A 16,716-nucleotide genomic window follows, 5' to 3' on the forward strand; every position below is an offset into this window, starting at 1 on the left:
ACAGCGCGCTCCGCGCGAGCCGATGGCGCGAGATGAGTTGGATGGCGCATCCTGAGCCGCGCGCGCTCTCCGCAATCCGCTTCTCACCCGCGCAGGATGTGCTACCATTTTGAAGTCGACCGCCGACGTGGCGACCAAGGACGTCTTAAACAGTGTCCGAAAAATAGACGCAGCCGAACGAGCTGCAGGGGAGTGAAGCGATGACATCGGCTTTTCACCGAAGCATTCTTGCGCTTGCAACAATCAGTCTTCTCGCCGGCACCAGCATCGCCGGCGCGCAGCAGAAGCCCGACGCGGGCAAGGCTCTCAAGAAATACGAATCCGGTACCAAGGAGTTCTGGACGCATCCGCCGGACGACTGGTTCCTCGGCGACGAGACCGAGGATCAGAAGGGATTGGCGCCGCCCTCGGGACCGCCGACCGGCGCATCCGACGCCGAGCTCGCCGACCTCGTCAAGAAGGTGAAGCTGCCGCAGGGCTTCAAGATGGAGGTGTGGGCGTCGGGCGTGCTCGCCGCGCGGCAGATGGCCTGGGGCGATAGGGGCACGTTGTTCGTCGGCTCGTTCGGGCTGGGCAACGTCTATGCCATCACCGACAAGGGCGGCAAGCGCGAGGTCAAGACGGTCCTCAAGGGCCTGAACATGCCCACCGGCTTGGCCTTCCAGGACGGCAATCTCTACGTGATCGCGGTCGACAAGCTGATCAAATATGAGAACGCAGAGGCCAATGTCGACAATCTCGGCCAGGGCAAGGTCGTCTATGACGACATGCCGTCCTATGCCGCGCATGGCTGGAAATACATCGCGGTCGACAAGGAGGGCTGGTTCTATCTGCCGTTCGGCCCGCCCTTCAACATCGGCATCCCGCCGACCTCGGTGTCGCAGATCCGCCGCGTCGATCCGCGCACCGGCAATGCCGAGATCTGGGCGCTTGGCGTGCGCAACAGCGTCGGCGGCGACGTCGATCCGCGCACGGGCCGCTATTGGTTCACCGAGAACGCGCGCGACTGGATCAGCGACGATCTGCCGAGCGACAAGCTCAACATGATCTCGCGGATCGGCGAGCATTTCGGCTATCCCTATTGTCACCAGGGTGACATGCCGGATCCGAAATTCGCGATGGGCCACAAATGCTCGGAGTTCACGCCGCCGGTGCTGAACCTCGGGGCGCATGTGGCGCCGCTCGGCATGAAGTTCTACACCGGCGACCAGTTCCCCGCCGAGTACAAGAACAACATCCTGATCGCGGAGCACGGCTCCTGGAACCGCCACAAGTACCAGGGCGCGCGGATCATGCGCGTGATCGTCGGTCCCGACGGCAAGGATGCCAAGCAGGAGGTGTTCGCCTCCGGTTTCCTCGAGGGCGACCAGGGCTATCTCGGCCGTCCCAACGACATCGTGCTCGCCAAGGACGGCTCGATCCTGGTGGCCGACGACTGGGCCGGTGCGATCTACCGCATCAGCTACGACAAGAAGTGAGGCTCTGACCAAAGCAGGGGCTGCGCGCCGCCATCATGGCGGCCGCAGCCCCAACTATTTTGTGAGCCGCGCGTTGTCCGGCTATCGGCCCGCGCGCGCGGGACGACGCTGCGGTGCATAGACGCGGCGACACGGGAGGATTGAGACATGCGTCATGGAGTTGCCGGTCTGCTCGCGCTCGCGCTGCTGAGTGTTCCGGCCGAGGCGGCGGATATCGAGGCGGGAAAGGCGAAGGCAGAGGTGTGTACCGGCTGTCACGGGGAGAACGGCATCTCGCAAACCCAGAACATCCCCTCGCTCGCCGGCCAGCCTGATCAGTTCATCCAGTGGCAGCTGGTGTTCTTCCGCGCCGGCACGCGCAAGAACGAGGCGATGAAGCCGATCGTCGATCAGCTCACGAACGAGGACATCCGCAATCTCGGCGCCTATTTCGCCTCGCTGCAGCCGGCGAAGTCGCCGCCGGACGATGATCCGGATCTGTCGAAGAAAGGGGCGGAGGCAGCCGCCGGCCGCCGCTGCGCGTCATGCCATCTCGACAGCTACGCCGGCACCAAGGGCGTGGCGCGGCTCGCCGGCCAGCGCGAGGAATATCTCGTCAAGGCGCTGCACGACTACAAGAGCGGCCAGCGCGTCGGCGGCAGCCAGGCGGCGATGACGGACGTGGCGTATCCGCTGTCCGCGGAGGAGATCACCGCGCTCGCGCATTACCTCGCGCATTTGTAGCGACGGATGATGGGATCTTGCGGTCGTGCCACACCCACCGCTGTCGTCCCGGACAAGCCCGCCGACGCGAAGCGTTGGCAGGCGCCGATCCGGGACCCATAACCACCGGCCGTGGTGAGGCAGGCAACTCGCAGTCACTTCCCTCGACAGATTCCGCGGTATGGGTCCCGGATCTGCGTCCGCCGCCACTGCGCGTCGGCAGACTTGTCCGGGACGACAGCGGAGTGTTTGTCTACTTCCCTCGCTGCGCCTCGTAGACCTTCAGCTGCGTATACGAAATCCGCAGCCGCGGCACCGGGACCTTGGCGGCGTCGGCACGCGCCACCAGATCGCCGATGACGTGATCGGCTTCGACCGGCAGGCCGGCGCGGAGGTCGCGGAACATCGAGGCGGTCATCGGCGAGCCTTCGGTGGTCAGCATGCCGGACACGCGCTGGAAGAACGGACCGGCCGGCGCGTAGCCGGCGGCCGCCGCCACGGCGCTGCACTCATCGAGCATGCCGAGCAGGAAATCCTTGCCGCCGGGCGCGGTCAGGATGACGCCGACCGGCGCGCGCATCAAGGTCGTGGACGCCGCCAGTGACGACAGGAACACCCACTTCTCCCACATGTCCTGCATGATGTGGTCGCTGGCGGAGGCATTGAAATTGCCGCGCTGGAAGATCTCGAAGATCGCGCGGACGCGATCGGACGAGCCGCCGTCGCGCTCGCCGAAATTCAGCGACTGCATCGGCTGCAGCTGCACGACCTCACGGCTTTCGTTCAACGTCGCCGCGATCGCGCAGAGTCCGCCGAGCACCCGCTCGCGCCCGAACCGGGCGTCGAGGACGTCGAGATGCTTCATGCCGTTGAGCAGCGGAATGATCGCGGTGTTCGGACCCACCGCGGGCGCGAACGACGCGATCGCGTCGTCGAGGTCGAACGCCTTGCAGCTCAGCAGCACGACATCGAAATGCTGTTTCAGACTGTCGGCCTGCACGGTCGGCGGATTGGGCAGGGTGACGTCGCCGGCCGGGCTGCGGATGACGAGGCCGGCACTGGCCAGCTCGGATGCGCGCCGCGGGCGGACCAGGAAGATGACATCAGCGCCGGTCTGCAGCAGCCGGCCGCCGAAATAGCCGCCGATCGCGCCGGCGCCGACGACGAGAATTCGCATGGGTGAGGCTCCTTGAAAGAGGCCGCATCTTGCCGAAGCGAACAGGGAATGGCGAGCGGCGAATAGGGATGGGCTCCATTCCCTATCCGCGACTCCCTATTCGCCATTCGCCCCTACCACTTCTCCCCAAACGGCCGGATCTCCATCTCGAAGGTCCAGGCGCTCTTCGGCTGCTGGTAGAGCTGCCAATACGCGCCGGCGACGGACGCGGGCGGCATCAGCAGGTCGGGATTATCAAGCGCCTCCTTGCCCCAGAGCTGGGCGCGGCGCTCGCGGACCCAGGCGGTGTCGACGCCGGAATCGATGATGAGATGGGCGACATGGATGTTCTGCGGCATCAACTCGCGCGCAATCGACTGCGCCACCGCGCGCAGGCCGAACTTGGCGGAAGCGAACGCCGCGAAGCCCGAGCCGCCGCGCAGCGAGGCCGTCGCGCCGGTGAAGAAGATCTTGCCGCCGCCGCGCGGCAGCATCAGCCGCGCCGCCTCGCGGCCCGTAACGAAGCCGGCCCAGCACGCCATCTCCCAGACCTTGCGGAACACGCGGTCGGTGGTCTCCAGAATCGGGAAGTTGACGTTGGCGCCGACGTTGAAGATCACGACCTCGAGCGGCGCATGCTTGTCGGCGTCGTTGAGGAAGGCGGTCGTTTCGTCCTCCTTGCGCGCATCGAGCGAGCGCGCCACGATCCGGCCGCCGGCGGCTTCGACCTCGGCCACGAGCGGCGCGAGCTTGTCGCCGTTGCGGCGGCCAGCGAACACCGTGAAGCCTTCGGATGCGAATTTCTTGACGATCTCGGCGCCGATGTAGTCGCCTGCGCCGATCACGGCGACGGTGGCGTTGCGCTGTTGCATGCTGGGGTCTCCGTTCAAAGTCCGGCGTCATTGCGAGGAGCGAAGCGACGAAGCAATCCAGGGCTGCGCGCGTGACTCTGGATTGCTTCGCTGCGCTCGCAATGACGGGCATTTACCTGCCGAGGATGTAGTCTTCGACGTCGCGCAACTGCTCCTTGCCGAAGAACATCTCGTTACCGACGAAGAAGGTCGGAGAGCCGAACGCGCCGCGTTCGACGGCGCGTTGGGTGTTCTCGACCAGCTTGGCCTTCACCTCCGGCTCCTGGGCGCGGGCGAAAAGTTTCGCGCCGTCGAGTCCCGACGAATTGAGCGCTGAGATCGCGATCTCCGGATCGTCCATCTTCTTCGGCTCGCGCCACATGTGGTGGAACGCCGCGTCGACGTATTTCTCGAACACGCCTTCAAGCTCGGCGGCGATCGCCGCGCGCATCAGGTTGAGCGTGTTGACCGGGAAGTGCGGGTTCCACACCCAGGGCTGGACGTGAAAGCGCTTGAGGAAGCGCTGCGTCTCGACCTCGTGAAACTCGCGCTTGTTCTTGATGCCCGCATAGGTCTCGGCCGGAGACCGGTTGTTGGTCGCTTTGAAGATGCCGCCGAGCAGCACCGGCACGTAAAAGAACTGGACGCCGATGCGCTTTTCGATCGCCGGGATCGCCTCATGGCTCAGGAACGCGTTCGGGCTGCCGAAATCGAACATGAACTCCGGTGCGGGTCGGCTCATGGGCGGTCTCCTCGAAGGTTTTTCGCATTGTGGTCCAGCGCGGCTGCTGCGTCCAGGGTTTTATGATGATCATCATATTTCGGCCGGCACCGGTCAGATCATGCGCCGTACCGCCTGCTTGCGCCAGACCACGAGAAAATAGCTCATCTGCAGCAGCATCATTGCGGTGAAGGCGATGGGGTAGGCGAGCCAGACGCCGTCGAGGCCGATGCTGCGGCTGAGCCAGACTCCCGCGGGGACCTCGATCGCGGCGATCGCGAAGGCGGAGATCGCAAGCGGCATCCACACCGTGCCGGAGGCGCGCATCGCCGCCGAGAAGGTGATGGAGATGCCGAACAGCACCGAGCTCCACAACACTAGGTGCAACGAATGCTGCGCCACCTCGATCACGGCGGGATCGGTGATGAACAGCCCCATCAGCGGCCGCGAGAACAGATAGGCGATCGCGACCAGTCCGCCGGTCAGCACCAGGTTCATTTCGACTCCGGTGCGAACGATACGGCCCATCTGCTCGGGCGCGCCGCGGCCGATCGCCTGGGCGCCGAAGATCGACACCGAGATCGCGATCGAGAGCGCGGGGAATTGCACATAGCCCAGCACCTGGTTGACCGCGCCATAGGCCGCGGTCGCGTCGGAGCCGAAGCCGTTGACCAGGCCGATCAGCACCATCTCCGCCAGCGACATCACGATCATGCTCAGCGCCGCGGGAATGCCAAGCCGCAGCACGGTGCGCAGCAGCTTCGGTGCCGGCCGCATTCCGCGCAGCACCGCGACGTCGATCGCGAGCGGATGCTTGCGCCGGCGCAACTGCGCCAGCACCCAGCCCAGCGTGAGGAGCGTGGAGACGGCCGATGCCCACGCCGCGCTGGCCGCGCCCAGCTGCGGCGCGCCGAACCAGCCGCGGATGAGGATGGGCGTCAACACCAGGCCGAGCGCGGTGGACACCGCGAGCGCGATCAACGGCGTCACGGTGTCGCCGACACCGCGCATCAGCGCCGTCAGCATGATGAAGACGAAGGTCAGAGGCATCGAGATCATCATGACGCGTGCATACTCCGTCGCCGCATCGAGAATGTTGGCCGGCGTCGCCAGCGCCGTCAGGAGTTCGCGGCTGAAGAGGCCGCCCAGCGCGATCGCGAAGCCGAGCGCGAGGGTAATGGCAAAGGCCGCGCCGGCGACTGTCTTCACAGTGGCCAGCTGCTTGGCGCCCCAGGCTTGGCCGATCAGGATGCCGGCGCCGGAGGCGAGCCCCATCACGAACGACACGAAGAAGAACATCGCTGGGAAGAACGCAGAGACGGCCGCCAGCGCATCGACGCCGATCATCTGGCCGAGATAGACGTTGTTGATGGTGCCGAACAGCGATTGCAGAGTGTTGCTCAGCATCATCGGGATGACGAACAACAGGAACGTCTTGCGCAGCGAGGGAGCGGGCGTCACGGCATGATCCTTCCACCGCCCTTTGATGCCAGGCGGGTCGTGTCAGGAGGAATGGAAGGAGAGCGGCCTCGGGCGGATGCTCTCCAGATGTCGTTGATCAGCCGATCTCGGTGTCGGCGCGGTGACGATGGGCCATCGCAATGGCGTGATCGCGGATGTCGGCCGGCCACTCCGCGAGCAGCCTTGCGAAGCGGCCGAGATCACCTGCGAACAGCGCCCGCGAGGCCTCCTCGAACTGCGGCAGGTTGCTGCCGATCCCGGACATGAAATGATACGCCGCATCGCGCGCCTCGCGGGCGCGATCGCTGTCACCGCTGGCGCGACGCGCCTCGTGGACCAGCTTGCGCAGCGCGACCGAGGCCCCGCCGGGCTGGGTGCTCAGCCATTCCCAATGTTGCGGTAGCAGCGTGACCTCGCGCGCGACGACGCCGAGCTTCGGCCGGCCACGGCCGCGCGGCTCGCTGGGCAATTGCTGGGCGGCGGCGCCGGCATCCGCCGGCAACCGGGCCAAGATGTCCCGGTCGCTGCCGCGCAGGTCCAGGTCGACCGGCTGCCCGGTGCGGTCGCTGAAGATGATGACCGGCTCGGTCGCAGGCGCAGCATGCTTGAGGACCAGCGCGACCTTGGGCAAGGGCCCGGTGGCGATGCGGGTATGGCCGGCAAAAGCAGTATAGGTATCCATGTCCGTTCGTCCCGGTTGACGGGGGTAAATAAAATCCGGGTAGAAATAAAAGTCAATATTACCCGGATAAATATTTGGTCGCTGTGACCGTCCCGCCGCTCGCCGAAGGCAGCGGGCTTTGCTACGGAACAGCGCCTGCTCACTCGATCCGTCTTTCGGGGACCTCATGCTGACCGTTCACCACCTCAACAACTCCCGCTCGCAACGCGTGCTCTGGCTGCTCGAGGAACTCGGCGTCCCCTACGAGATCATCCGCTATCAGCGTCAACCGGACATGCGCGCGCCGAAGGAGCTGCGCGCGATCCATCCGCTCGGCAAGTCGCCCGTCATCACCGACAATGGCAACGTGGTCGCCGAGTCCGGCGCCATCGTCGAATATCTGGTCGAGACCTATGGCGACGGCCGGCTGATCCCGCCGCCGAAGACCCCCGAGCGGCTGCGCTATTCCTATTGGCTGCACTACGCCGAGGGCTCGGCGATGCCGCTGTTGCTGCTGAAGCTGCTGTTCAACGTCATGCCGAAGCGCGCGCCGGCGCTGCTGCGCCCCCTCGTGCGCAAGGTGTCGAGCCAGGCGCTGACCACACTGGTCAATCCGCAACTGAAGCAGCACATGGCGTTCTGGGAAAGCGAGCTGCAGAAGAGCGAGTGGTTCGCCGGCAATGAATTCACCGCCGCCGACATCCAGATGAGCTTCCCGCTGCAGGCCGCCGCCGCGCGCGGCGGGCTTGAGCAGGGCCATCCGCGCGCGATGGATTTCCTCGCGCGCATCGAGGCGCGCCCGGCCTACAAGATCGCGCTGGAAAAGGGCGGGCCGTACGAGCTCGGCCGCTGACGCGCGCTATGGCGATCGCGCGGCGGTGGCCGAGGCCTCCGTCGCCGCGATGACCTCGCGCACCAGGCGCGCTACGCCCCGGATGTCGCCATCGGGATCGACGGCATCGCCGAGCCGCACCACGACCATGCGCTGGGTTGGCATGATCACGAGCCGCTGGCCGAGCAGGCCGAAGGCGAAGAACGCATCTGGCGGAATTCCGGCGCGCGCGCGCCCCTGGGCATGAACATGCGGGCTGCGGTTGGTCCAGAGACCCGCGCCGTAGTCCGTGTCCAGCGTCGCGGTCGCCGACATCGCCACCCAGCCCTCCGGCAGAATCCGTGTGTCGCCGGCCATGCCGTCGGCGAGATAGAGCAGGCCGAGCTTCGCCCAGTCGCGCGCGCTGGCCAGCATGTTGGCGTGACCCTGATAGGTGCCAGAGCCGTCGAACTGCAACGTCGCGCTGCGCATGCCAAGCGGTCCGAACAGCTCGCGCCAGGCGAACGCGATGGTCTGCTCCGGCCCGCCGGCGGCGTCGCGGATGATACGGGCCAGGATCTGCGTCGATGCGCTCGAATAGGCCCAGCGCTGGCCCGGCGGGGCGATCAGCGGCGCATGCACCGCGAACGCTGCCATGTCGCGATGAATCTCCATCTGGCTCGACGGGTCGAAGCCGGAATTGGTCTCGTCCAGCGCCAGCCCTGACGTCATGCGCATCAACTGCTCGATGGTGATGTCGTGGCGCGGGTCGCGCGCGTCGCGCCATTCCGCGACAGGCGCCGGAATTTCAGGGCTGAGCTTGCCCTGCCGAGTCATGATCCCGAGCAGCGCATTGGTGACCGTCTTGGTCATCGAAAAGCCGATCAATGGCGTGTCGACACCGATGTCAGCCGCGTAGCGTTCGGCGATCAGCCGGCCATCCTTGACCACCACGACCGCCTTGGTGCGCCGGAACGGTGGGCTGGCCGGCTCCTCGAAGGCGTGATCGAGCGCGGCCTTCAACGCCGGATCGGCGGGTTCCACCGGGGCCGCCGCTGCAACCTCCGGCAGCGCCGGCGGCGGAACCGAAGCCCGCAGCGCGCGGACGTCGCTGTGCGGCACGTAAGGCGGCTTCTGGCCCTGCATCGACACGCAGCCGAGGCCGTCGTGATAGCTGGCGCGGCTGACATGCAGGCCGAGCAGCGACGCGTCGACGTAGCGCATGTCGGGCTCGACGCGGTAGCGCATCACGGCGCGCAGCCGGCGCAGGCCGGGACGCTCCATGGTTTCAGCGAAGGTGGTCTGGGGATCGAGGCCGGAGACGAAGGTCTTGGCGCAGATCATCTGCGCGACCGCCGTGGTGGCGGACCGCAGCGCCCGGTCCGGCCGATAGGTAAGCCAGCCCGCCACCAGCAGGGCCGCGAACACCAGGAGACCGACCGAAAATCTTCGCAAGTTCACCAGAACGCCTGAAATGGTCTTGCGGGCAAGCTTCGCCCTCGCAGTTCTTGTATCCCGGCTTCGCCAGCTCGCCAACGGACCGACGCGATGGAACAAGGCCTCGGGGCGGCGGCAAATCGTCATCCGGGACAATGACGATGCTCGCCGCCGGCCTGGTCGAGCGGGATGCCTGTACCGGCTTCAGCGCCCGGCGGCAGTGGCCCCCTTGCTGCGCGGGTCGGGAGCGCCGACCAGTCCTTCCGCCGTGACCAGGATCGAGTTCGCCGAGGTCCGTCCCATCGGCTCCTCGATCTTGTGACCACGCGTGCGGAGGTCGGCGAGCACGTCGTCGGCGAACCCCTTCTCGATTCTGACCTCGTCCGGCATCCATTGGTGATGCAGGCGCGGCGCGGTCACGGCCTGGCGGACGTCCATCTTGTAGTCGAGCACGTTGACGATCACCTGCAGCACCGTGGAGATGATGCGGCTGCCGCCCGGCGAGCCCGTCACCAGCACGGGCTTGCCGCCCCTGAGCACAATGGTCGGCGACATCGACGACAGCGGGCGCTTGCCGGGACCGGGCAGATTGGCCTCGAAGCCGACGAGGCCGAACGCGTTGGAGGCGCCCGGGGCGGCGGTGAAGTCGTCGAGCTCGTTGTTGAGCAGCACGCCGGTGCCCTCCGCGATCAGGCCGACGCCGTAGGGAAAGTTCAGCGTGTAGGTGTTGCTGACGGCATTGCCGTCATTGTCGACCACCGAGAAATGCGTGGTGTTGCTGCCTTCGCGCAACGGCTTGGTGTTGAGCACGTCGCCCGCGCTGGTGGCGCGCGCCGGATCGATGCCGTCGCGCTGGCGAGCGGCGTAATCCTTCGACAGCATCGCGCGCACCGGCGCGTCGACGAAGGCGGGGTCGCCGAGATAGCGGGCGCGATCGGCATAGGCGCGCTTCATTGCTTCGATCAGCAGGTGCAGCGAGGCCGGCGAGCCCTGCTTCAACTCGGCGAGCTTGAAGCCTTCGAGGATGTTCAGCATCTCGATCAGCACGGTGCCCCCGGACGAGGGCAGCGGCATCGAGACGACGTCGTAGCCGCGATAGGTGCCGCGCACCGGCGTGCGCAGCACCGGCTGATAGGATTTGAGATCGTCCGCGGTCATGATGCCGCCGGCTTTCTGAATCGCCTTGGCGAGCTTGTCCGCGACCGGTCCCTCGTAGAAGCCGCGCGGCCCCTGTTCGGAGACCGCGGCGAGCGTCGCGGCGAGGTCGGGCTGCACCAGCCGGTCGCCTTCCTTGAGCACGGCTCCATCCGGGCGCATGAAGATGGCAGCCGAGGACGGCCACTTCGCCAGCCGCGGCGCCATCATCGGCAGGGTGACGGCGACGTCGTCGGCCACGGGGATGCCGTCACGGGCCAGCACGATCGCCGGGTGCAGCAGCTGGGCCAGCGTGAACTTGCCCGAGCCGTATTTCTCGAGCGCCAGGGCGAGGCCGGCCACCGTTCCGGGCACGCCGATCGACAATGCCGAATCGCGCGACTTCGCAATGTCGGGCTTGCCATCGGCGCCGAGGAAGATGTCGCGCGTGATCGCGGCCGGTCCGGTCTCGCGATAGTCGATCGCGATGTCCTCGTTGGCTTTCGCGAGATGGATGACCATGAAGCCGCCGCCGCCGATATTGCCGGCGACGGGATAGGTCACAGCCATGGCGAAGCCGGTCGCGACCGCGGCATCGACGGCATTGCCGCCGAGCGCAAGAATGCGCTGGCCGACGTCGGCGGCGATCCGCTCCTGCGCCACCACCATGCCATGCGCGGGCGGTTGCGCGGGCGCGACGACGCCGGGCGGCAGCGGAATCTCGCGTCCCCCGCTGTCCAGCGCCCATGCCGGCAGGCAGCCCGCCAGCAGAATCAGCGCACCTGCGAGGAGCCGCCGTCGATCAATCGTGAACATGGTCATCGCCATTCTGCCGCTGCTGACATCCGCATGGGATCGTCAGATGTTATAGGGCGCCGTCGCCGGCGTAAAACGCGACACCGTGATCGTCGCCCTGTGCGGCGATGCTGCCAAGGGAACTGCAATGGCCGTGACCGCGATCGAGACCGCCAGCGAAGCCGACAGCCGGACGTATCCCGGCCGTGCCGCCGTCGTCAGCTGGATCTTCTTCGACTGGGCGGCGCAGCCCTATTTCACGCTGATCACGACCTTCGTCTTCGCGCCGTATTTTGCCGCCCATGTCGCGCCCGATCCTGCCAGCGGACAGGCGCTGTGGGGCTTTGCGACCGCCGCCGCGGGCATCGCCATCGCGCTGTTGTCGCCGGTGTTCGGCGCGATCGCCGATGCGACCGGTCGGCGCAAGCCGTGGATCGCCGCATTCGGCGCATTGCTGGTGATAGGCTCCTCGCTGATGTGGATCGGCCGGCCCGGCGCGCCCGAACTGATTGTGCCACTGCTCGCGGCCTATGTGCTCGCCACCATTGGGGTCGAGTTCGCCACCGTGTTCAACAATGCGATGATGCCCACGCTTGTGCCGCCTGAGCGCATCGGTCGATTGTCGGGAACGGGATGGGCGACCGGCTATGTCGGCGGCATCCTCTCGCTCGTTCTCGTGCTCGGCTTTCTCGCCGCCAATCCCGAGAGCGGCCGCACGCTGTTCGGGCTGACGCCGCTGTTCGGCCTCGATCCGGTAACGCATGAAGGCGACCGCATCTCCGGCCCGCTCACAGGCCTTTGGTTCATCGTGTTCGTGCTGCCGATGTTTCTGTTCACGCCGGATTTCCCGGCACGGCACCGGCTCGGCGCTGCCGTGCGCGAGGGCCTCGGCCAGTTGAAGGCGACGCTGCGCAGCCTGCCGCAGCAGCGCGACGTCGCGCTCTTTCTCATCGCCAACATGATCTACACCGATGGCCTCGTCTCGCTGTTCGCTTTCGGCGGCATCTATGCGGCCGGCACGTTCGGCTGGAACACGATCCAGATCGGCACCTTCGGCATCATCCTCGCCGCCGCCGGCACCTTCGGCGGCTGGCTCGGCGGCAAGCTCGATGATCGCCTCGGGCCGAAGCGGGTCATCGCCGGCAGCATGACCCTGCTCTTGCTCGCGATCATCGCGATCCTGCTCGTGAGCCGTGATTCGATCCTGTTCATTTCGGTCACGCCGGCTGCGCCGGGAGGACCGCTGTTCGCGTCGTGGCCGGAGCGCGCCTATCTGCTGCTCGGCTGCGTCCTGGGTGCCTGCGGCGCGCCGCTGCAGGCCGCGTCCCGCTCGCTTCTCATCCGCATGGTGCCGAAGGAGCGCGTCGCGCAATATTTCGGCCTGTTCGCGCTGACCGGAAAAGTCACGTCCTTCATCGGCCCGCTGCTGATCGGCATCATCACCGCGGCGACCGCGAGCCAGAAGGCCGGCATGGCCGTGCTGGTGCTGTTCTTCGTGGTGGGACTGGTGCTGCTGGCGCGGGTGAACTCAAGTCGTCGTGCGGGGCAGGGCGCCTGAAACTTGCTCCGCCGTCATTCCGGGGCGCCCGGAGGGCGAGCCCGGAATCCATACTCACGATCGTGGTTATGGATTCCGGGCCTGCGCCTTGCGGCGCATCCCGGAATGACGGCGGAGATCTTGGATAAAATCAGTGCCGGAAATGCCGGACACCCGTGAGCACCATCGCGATGCCGTGCTCGTCGGCGGCCTTGATGACCTCGTCGTCGCGGACCGAGCCGCCCGGCTGGATCACCGCGGTGGCGCCGGCCTCGATGCAGGCCAGCATGCCGTCGGCGAACGGGAAGAACGCGTCGGATGCGACCACCGAGCCCTTGGTCAGCGGCTCCGCGAGCTTCATTTCGGCAGCAGCATCGAGCGCCTTGCGTGCGGCAATGCGTGCGGAATCGACGCGGCTCATCTGGCCCGCGCCGATTCCGACGGTCGCCGAATCCTTGGCGTAGATAATGGTGTTCGACTTCACGTGCTTGGCGACGCGGAACGCGAAGCGCAGGTCGCGCAGCTCGGCATCGGTGGGTGCGCGCTTGGTGACGACCTTCAAGGTCATGTCGTCGACCACGGCGTTATCACGGCTCTGCACCAGGAGGCCGCCGGCAACAGTTTTTGCCGTGAGGCCGGCCTCGCGCGGATCGGGCAGGGCGCCGGCCAGCAGCAGCCGCAGGTTCTTGCGCGCGGCGATCACCGCGATCGCCTCCTCGGTGGCATCAGGCGCGATGATCACCTCGGTGAAGATACCGGTGATCGCGCGCGCGGTCGCGGCGTCGAGCTTCCGGTTCATCGCGATGATGCCGCCGAACGCCGAGGTCGAATCGCAGGCCAGCGCCTTCTGATAGGCGGTGATCAGGTCGGGGCCCTCGGCGACGCCGCAAGGGTTGGCGTGCTTGACGATGACGCAGGCCGCGGTGCGCGCCGGATCGAACTCGGCGATGCACTCATAGGCCGCATCGGTGTCGTTGATGTTGTTGTAGGACAGCTCTTTGCCCTGCACCTGCCGCGCGGTGGCGACGCCGGGCCGGCGGCCGGGCAGCGCGTAGAAGGCGGCATGCTGGTGCGGGTTCTCGCCATAGCGCAGCGACTGGATCAGCTTGCCGCCGAAGGCGCGATAATCCGGCGCGTCGTTCTGGATCGTGGCGGCGAACCAGTTGGAGATGGCCGCGTCATAGGCGGCGGTGCGCGCATAGGCCTTCGCGGCGAGCCGCCGGCGCAGCAGCAAGGTGGTCGAGCCCTCGTGGCGCGCGAGATCCTCGAGCACGGCCTCGTAGTCGTTGACGTCGACGACGACGGCGACATCCTCGTGGTTCTTCGACGCCGCGCGGATCATCGCGGGGCCGCCGATGTCGATGTTCTCGATGCAGTCGCTAAACGGCGCGCCGCGCTCGACGGTGGATTCGAACGGGTAGAGATTGACGACGAGCAGGTCGATCGGCGCGATGCCGTGGGTCTTCATCGCCTCGGCGTGCTCGTCATTGCCGCGGATCGCGAGCAGGCCGCCATGGACCTTCGGATGCAGCGTCTTGACGCGGCCGTCCATCATCTCGGGGAAGCCGGTGAGGTCGGAGACGTCCTGCACCTTCAGGCCGGCCTCGGTGATCGCCTTGGCGGTGCCGCCGGTGGAGATCAATTCGACGCCGCGCGCGGCGAGCGCGCGCGCGAAGTCGACCAGGCGAGTCTTGTCGGACACGGAAAGCAGGGCGCGGCGAATAGGACGAAGCTGATTGGTCATGGCGGGCAGAATCCTGTTGCAGGAGGTTCAGTTGCCCAGGCGCACGGCGGTCGATCCCGCGCTCCCCGATGGTGCTCCATCCAAAGTCGCCAGTCGCGCGAGAGCCGGGCTCATAGCAGCTTTCGGCCGGGCGGACAACGGGGACGCAGACGCGCTCGCGCCGGGTTGACCGTATTGGTTACCCTCAACTCGAGCGTTGGGACGGTACCCTTAACCTCTCCCCGCGTGCGGGGAGAGGTCGGATTGCATCGAAGATGCAATCCGGGTGAGGGGGGCTATCCACACGGTCGGTGGGTGTGGCGGCCCCTCACCCCAACCCTCTCCCCGTGAAGGACGGGGAGAGGGAGCGCACTGCCGTTGGGGCGGCGACGCGCGCCTATTCGCTTGATCAGAGCGGCAGCTCCGGCTCGCGCCGGGCATTCCGCCGCGCGTTGGTGTCGCTCGGCGAGGTTGAGGAGCGGATAAAGCTCCAGCGGATCGAGGCGGCCTGCTGGGCGTCCTGGCGGATCACCAGCTGCGTCGTGCGCCGCGGGCCGTCATTGCCGGCGAGGAACACGCTGTCCTCGAGGTCGACGCGGTCCTCGAAGGTCTCGAACGTCCAGACTTCACGGTTGGGCAGCACCAGCATCGCGCCGCGGCCGTCGCTGAGCCGGCTGGCCTTGACCGCCGGATGCAGATGGAAGCGCAGTGTGTAGTCCGAGCCGCCGCCGCGCAGCCGCGCGCCTTGCGCGGGCGTCACGGTGTCCTCGCCGTCCAGCCGCGCGCCATCCTCGGCGGCCACCAGCACGCGGCGGTGGATCAAGCCGAACTTCGACGCATAGCCGTTGTGCGAGGTCGACAGCACGGTGCCGTCGGGCACGACCTCGCGGAAATTCTCCACCCGGGTCGGCCCCGACACGATCGGCGCGCCGTGCAGCAGCCGCTTCATCGCCGACATCTCGACGAAGGTGCAGGACGAGGTGTTGTGATAGGTCAGCGTCGAATGCGCCACCGTCGAGCGCGCGAAGGTGCGCCAGTTGTCGCGCCCGGTCGACGGCATGCCGCAATTGATGACGATGCGGCTGGCGCCCGACGACAGCTCGAATGCCAGGCAGCCGGCATGCGCCTCGTGGCTCAGATGCGGCGGTGGCGGCGCGCCGGTGTCGACGATGACGGTCATCTGCCCGGCGTCGAGCCGCTGGAAGCCCGAGTGCGGCATGCTGGCCATCGGCGTGCCATGGGTGTCGTCATAGGCAAGCAGGGTGGCCAGCAGGTCGGACGGAGTGCCGCCCATGCCGTTGAACAGCGCCATGTTGCCGTCGCCGTGCCGGAAGAAGCGCAGCATCGGCATCATCCGGTCGATGGCGTTGAGGAGCGCCGGCGGCGGCGCGATGTTGCGCGCGGCGAAGGTCTGGCGCAGCGGCAGCAGGTCGATCAACAGCTCGATCAGCGCGCCCGGGTTGCGCGACACATGCCCGCCATCGGGCAGGATCTGCCGCTGCAGCTCGTCGGAGAGCTTTCGCGTCGCGCTGCGGATGTGCTTGGCCTGGTTGGCGAGGCACAGCGCCGCGTAGCACAGCGCGATCAGCACCTGGAGCCGCGGCACGCCGTCGGGAATGTCGATGGTCGAATAGCGCAGATAGCGGATCTCGCGGGTCAGGCCGCGCAAGTACCGGCGATAGAACTTGCCGTCGGAATCGGCCAGCACCAGCGGCGCCTGCGACAGCAGCGAGATCACCCGGCGCGCCAGCACGTCGGCGCGGCGGCTGAGCGGATGGCGGCCGATCTGGTTGGTGATCCAGTCGTCGACCAGGGCGCGTGCGTTGGCGCGGGTCAGGGCGGTGTCGGCTGCGCGAAGATGTCGCAGCCAGCCGAAGCCGAGCAGCGCCACTTCCCAGTCCTCCGACGGAGGCTCCAGGTCGAAGATCGAACGGCCGTGGCAGGTGACGATCTTGCCGGCGAACACGAAGCGCCCGGCGTAGATCTCGGCCGCCCGTGTGGCGTCCGAGGTGCGCAGATCATGCGGCGCAATGATGAGCCGGTCCGCGCGTCCGGGCCACAGGCCGGACACGGATACCGATACACCGCTGACATTGGACATCAGGCTGCGCGCAAAGCGGCCCATGACCAGCGTCGATATGCGTCTGCGTTGAGCGGCGGACACGCCAAGCCTTGTTCAGAGGGGATTCGGTTGCGGATCCTTCATAGATCGCAACTGCCGCCGATACACCATTTTTGGCCCCGGTGCA

At 66.9% G+C, this 16,716-nt stretch carries 13 protein-coding genes and 1 riboswitch; of the genes, 4 read left to right on the plus strand and 9 right to left on the minus strand.

Annotation, left to right across the window (positions count from 1 at the left end; genetic code table 11):
• Positions 1-200: 200 nt before the first annotated feature.
• A complete protein-coding gene (locus ACQR0Z_RS32445) occupies positions 201-1,478 on the plus strand; it encodes a PQQ-dependent sugar dehydrogenase (protein ID WP_434921345.1) in 1,278 nt (425 codons plus the stop codon).
• 147 nt (positions 1,479-1,625) lie between these two features.
• The gene (locus ACQR0Z_RS32450; protein ID WP_434877675.1) at positions 1,626-2,201 is read left to right on the plus strand and encodes a c-type cytochrome; all 576 of its coding nucleotides are present in this window, start codon (positions 1,626-1,628) and stop codon (positions 2,199-2,201) included.
• 232 nt (positions 2,202-2,433) lie between these two features.
• Here the strand turns inward: ACQR0Z_RS32450 and panE are convergent, their stop codons facing one another.
• The 5 genes from panE to ACQR0Z_RS32475 all read right to left on the minus strand — a co-directional run bounded on the left by panE (position 2,434) and on the right by ACQR0Z_RS32475 (position 7,051).
• Positions 2,434-3,357: a 2-dehydropantoate 2-reductase gene (gene panE, locus ACQR0Z_RS32455; RefSeq protein WP_434921346.1), complete on the minus strand. Its 924-nt coding sequence runs from the start codon at positions 3,355-3,357 to the stop codon at positions 2,434-2,436.
• 113 nt (positions 3,358-3,470) lie between these two features.
• Positions 3,471-4,208: an SDR family oxidoreductase gene (locus tag ACQR0Z_RS32460; RefSeq protein WP_434921347.1), complete on the minus strand. Its 738-nt coding sequence runs from the start codon at positions 4,206-4,208 to the stop codon at positions 3,471-3,473.
• A 112-nt stretch (positions 4,209-4,320) separates the two neighbouring features.
• The gene (locus tag ACQR0Z_RS32465; RefSeq protein ID WP_434921348.1) at positions 4,321-4,929 is read right to left on the minus strand and encodes a 2-hydroxychromene-2-carboxylate isomerase; all 609 of its coding nucleotides are present in this window, start codon (positions 4,927-4,929) and stop codon (positions 4,321-4,323) included.
• A 93-nt stretch (positions 4,930-5,022) separates the two neighbouring features.
• The gene (locus ACQR0Z_RS32470) at positions 5,023-6,369 is read right to left on the minus strand and encodes an MATE family efflux transporter (protein WP_434921349.1); all 1,347 of its coding nucleotides are present in this window, start codon (positions 6,367-6,369) and stop codon (positions 5,023-5,025) included.
• A gap of 97 nt (positions 6,370-6,466) precedes the next feature.
• The gene (locus tag ACQR0Z_RS32475) at positions 6,467-7,051 is read right to left on the minus strand and encodes a DUF2239 family protein (protein WP_434921350.1); all 585 of its coding nucleotides are present in this window, start codon (positions 7,049-7,051) and stop codon (positions 6,467-6,469) included.
• 166 nt (positions 7,052-7,217) lie between these two features.
• On the opposite strand from ACQR0Z_RS32475, the gene ACQR0Z_RS32480 reads away from it, so the two are divergent.
• A complete protein-coding gene (locus tag ACQR0Z_RS32480) occupies positions 7,218-7,883 on the plus strand; it encodes a glutathione S-transferase family protein (protein WP_434857835.1) in 666 nt (221 codons plus the stop codon).
• Between the two features lie 6 nt (positions 7,884-7,889).
• Here the strand turns inward: ACQR0Z_RS32480 and ACQR0Z_RS32485 are convergent, their stop codons facing one another.
• Both ACQR0Z_RS32485 and ggt read right to left on the minus strand, forming a co-directional pair.
• Positions 7,890-9,302 carry a serine hydrolase domain-containing protein gene (locus tag ACQR0Z_RS32485; RefSeq protein ID WP_434921351.1) on the minus strand — a complete coding sequence of 471 codons (1,413 nt, stop codon included), beginning with the start codon at positions 9,300-9,302 and terminating at the stop codon, positions 7,890-7,892.
• A 180-nt stretch (positions 9,303-9,482) separates the two neighbouring features.
• Positions 9,483-11,234 carry a gamma-glutamyltransferase gene (gene ggt / locus ACQR0Z_RS32490; protein ID WP_434921448.1) on the minus strand — a complete coding sequence of 584 codons (1,752 nt, stop codon included), beginning with the start codon at positions 11,232-11,234 and terminating at the stop codon, positions 9,483-9,485.
• Between the two features lie 121 nt (positions 11,235-11,355).
• On the opposite strand from ggt, the gene ACQR0Z_RS32495 reads away from it, so the two are divergent.
• Positions 11,356-12,765, plus strand: a complete 1,410-nt coding sequence (locus tag ACQR0Z_RS32495) for an MFS transporter (RefSeq protein WP_434921352.1) — start codon at positions 11,356-11,358, stop codon at positions 12,763-12,765.
• Between the two features lie 130 nt (positions 12,766-12,895).
• Here ACQR0Z_RS32495 and purH read toward each other — a convergent pair whose 3' ends face one another.
• Positions 12,896-14,488, minus strand: a complete 1,593-nt coding sequence (purH, locus tag ACQR0Z_RS32500; protein WP_434921353.1) for a bifunctional phosphoribosylaminoimidazolecarboxamide formyltransferase/IMP cyclohydrolase — start codon at positions 14,486-14,488, stop codon at positions 12,896-12,898.
• Positions 14,489-14,514: 26 nt separating this feature from the next.
• A riboswitch (ZMP/ZTP riboswitch) is annotated at positions 14,515-14,595 on the minus strand.
• A gap of 281 nt (positions 14,596-14,876) precedes the next feature.
• A complete protein-coding gene (locus tag ACQR0Z_RS32505) occupies positions 14,877-16,592 on the minus strand; it encodes a heparinase II/III family protein (RefSeq protein ID WP_434921354.1) in 1,716 nt (571 codons plus the stop codon).
• Positions 16,593-16,716 lie beyond the last annotated feature (124 nt).

This window comes from Bradyrhizobium sp. HKCCYLS3077, from assembly GCF_051167555.1.
In the GTDB taxonomy this organism is placed as follows: Bacteria; Pseudomonadota; Alphaproteobacteria; order Rhizobiales; family Xanthobacteraceae; genus Bradyrhizobium.

Excerpts from the sequence above, each read along its gene's own strand:
- ACQR0Z_RS32445 (WP_434921345.1), top strand. The coding sequence starts at position 201 with ATGACATCGGCTTTTCACCGAAGCATTCTTGCGCTTGCAACAATCAGT.
- ACQR0Z_RS32450 (WP_434877675.1), top strand. The coding sequence starts at position 1,626 with ATGCGTCATGGAGTTGCCGGTCTGCTCGCGCTCGCGCTGCTGAGTGTT.
- panE (WP_434921346.1), bottom strand. The coding sequence starts at position 3,357 with ATGCGAATTCTCGTCGTCGGCGCCGGCGCGATCGGCGGCTATTTCGGC.
- ACQR0Z_RS32460 (WP_434921347.1), bottom strand. The coding sequence starts at position 4,208 with ATGCAACAGCGCAACGCCACCGTCGCCGTGATCGGCGCAGGCGACTAC.
- ACQR0Z_RS32465 (WP_434921348.1), bottom strand. The coding sequence starts at position 4,929 with ATGAGCCGACCCGCACCGGAGTTCATGTTCGATTTCGGCAGCCCGAAC.
- ACQR0Z_RS32475 (WP_434921350.1), bottom strand. The coding sequence starts at position 7,051 with ATGGATACCTATACTGCTTTTGCCGGCCATACCCGCATCGCCACCGGG.
- ACQR0Z_RS32480 (WP_434857835.1), top strand. The coding sequence starts at position 7,218 with ATGCTGACCGTTCACCACCTCAACAACTCCCGCTCGCAACGCGTGCTC.
- ggt (WP_434921448.1), bottom strand. The coding sequence starts at position 11,234 with ATGACCATGTTCACGATTGATCGACGGCGGCTCCTCGCAGGTGCGCTG.
- ACQR0Z_RS32495 (WP_434921352.1), top strand. The coding sequence starts at position 11,356 with ATGGCCGTGACCGCGATCGAGACCGCCAGCGAAGCCGACAGCCGGACG.
- purH (WP_434921353.1), bottom strand. The coding sequence starts at position 14,488 with ATGACCAATCAGCTTCGTCCTATTCGCCGCGCCCTGCTTTCCGTGTCC.
- ACQR0Z_RS32505 (WP_434921354.1), bottom strand. The coding sequence starts at position 16,592 with ATGGGCCGCTTTGCGCGCAGCCTGATGTCCAATGTCAGCGGTGTATCG.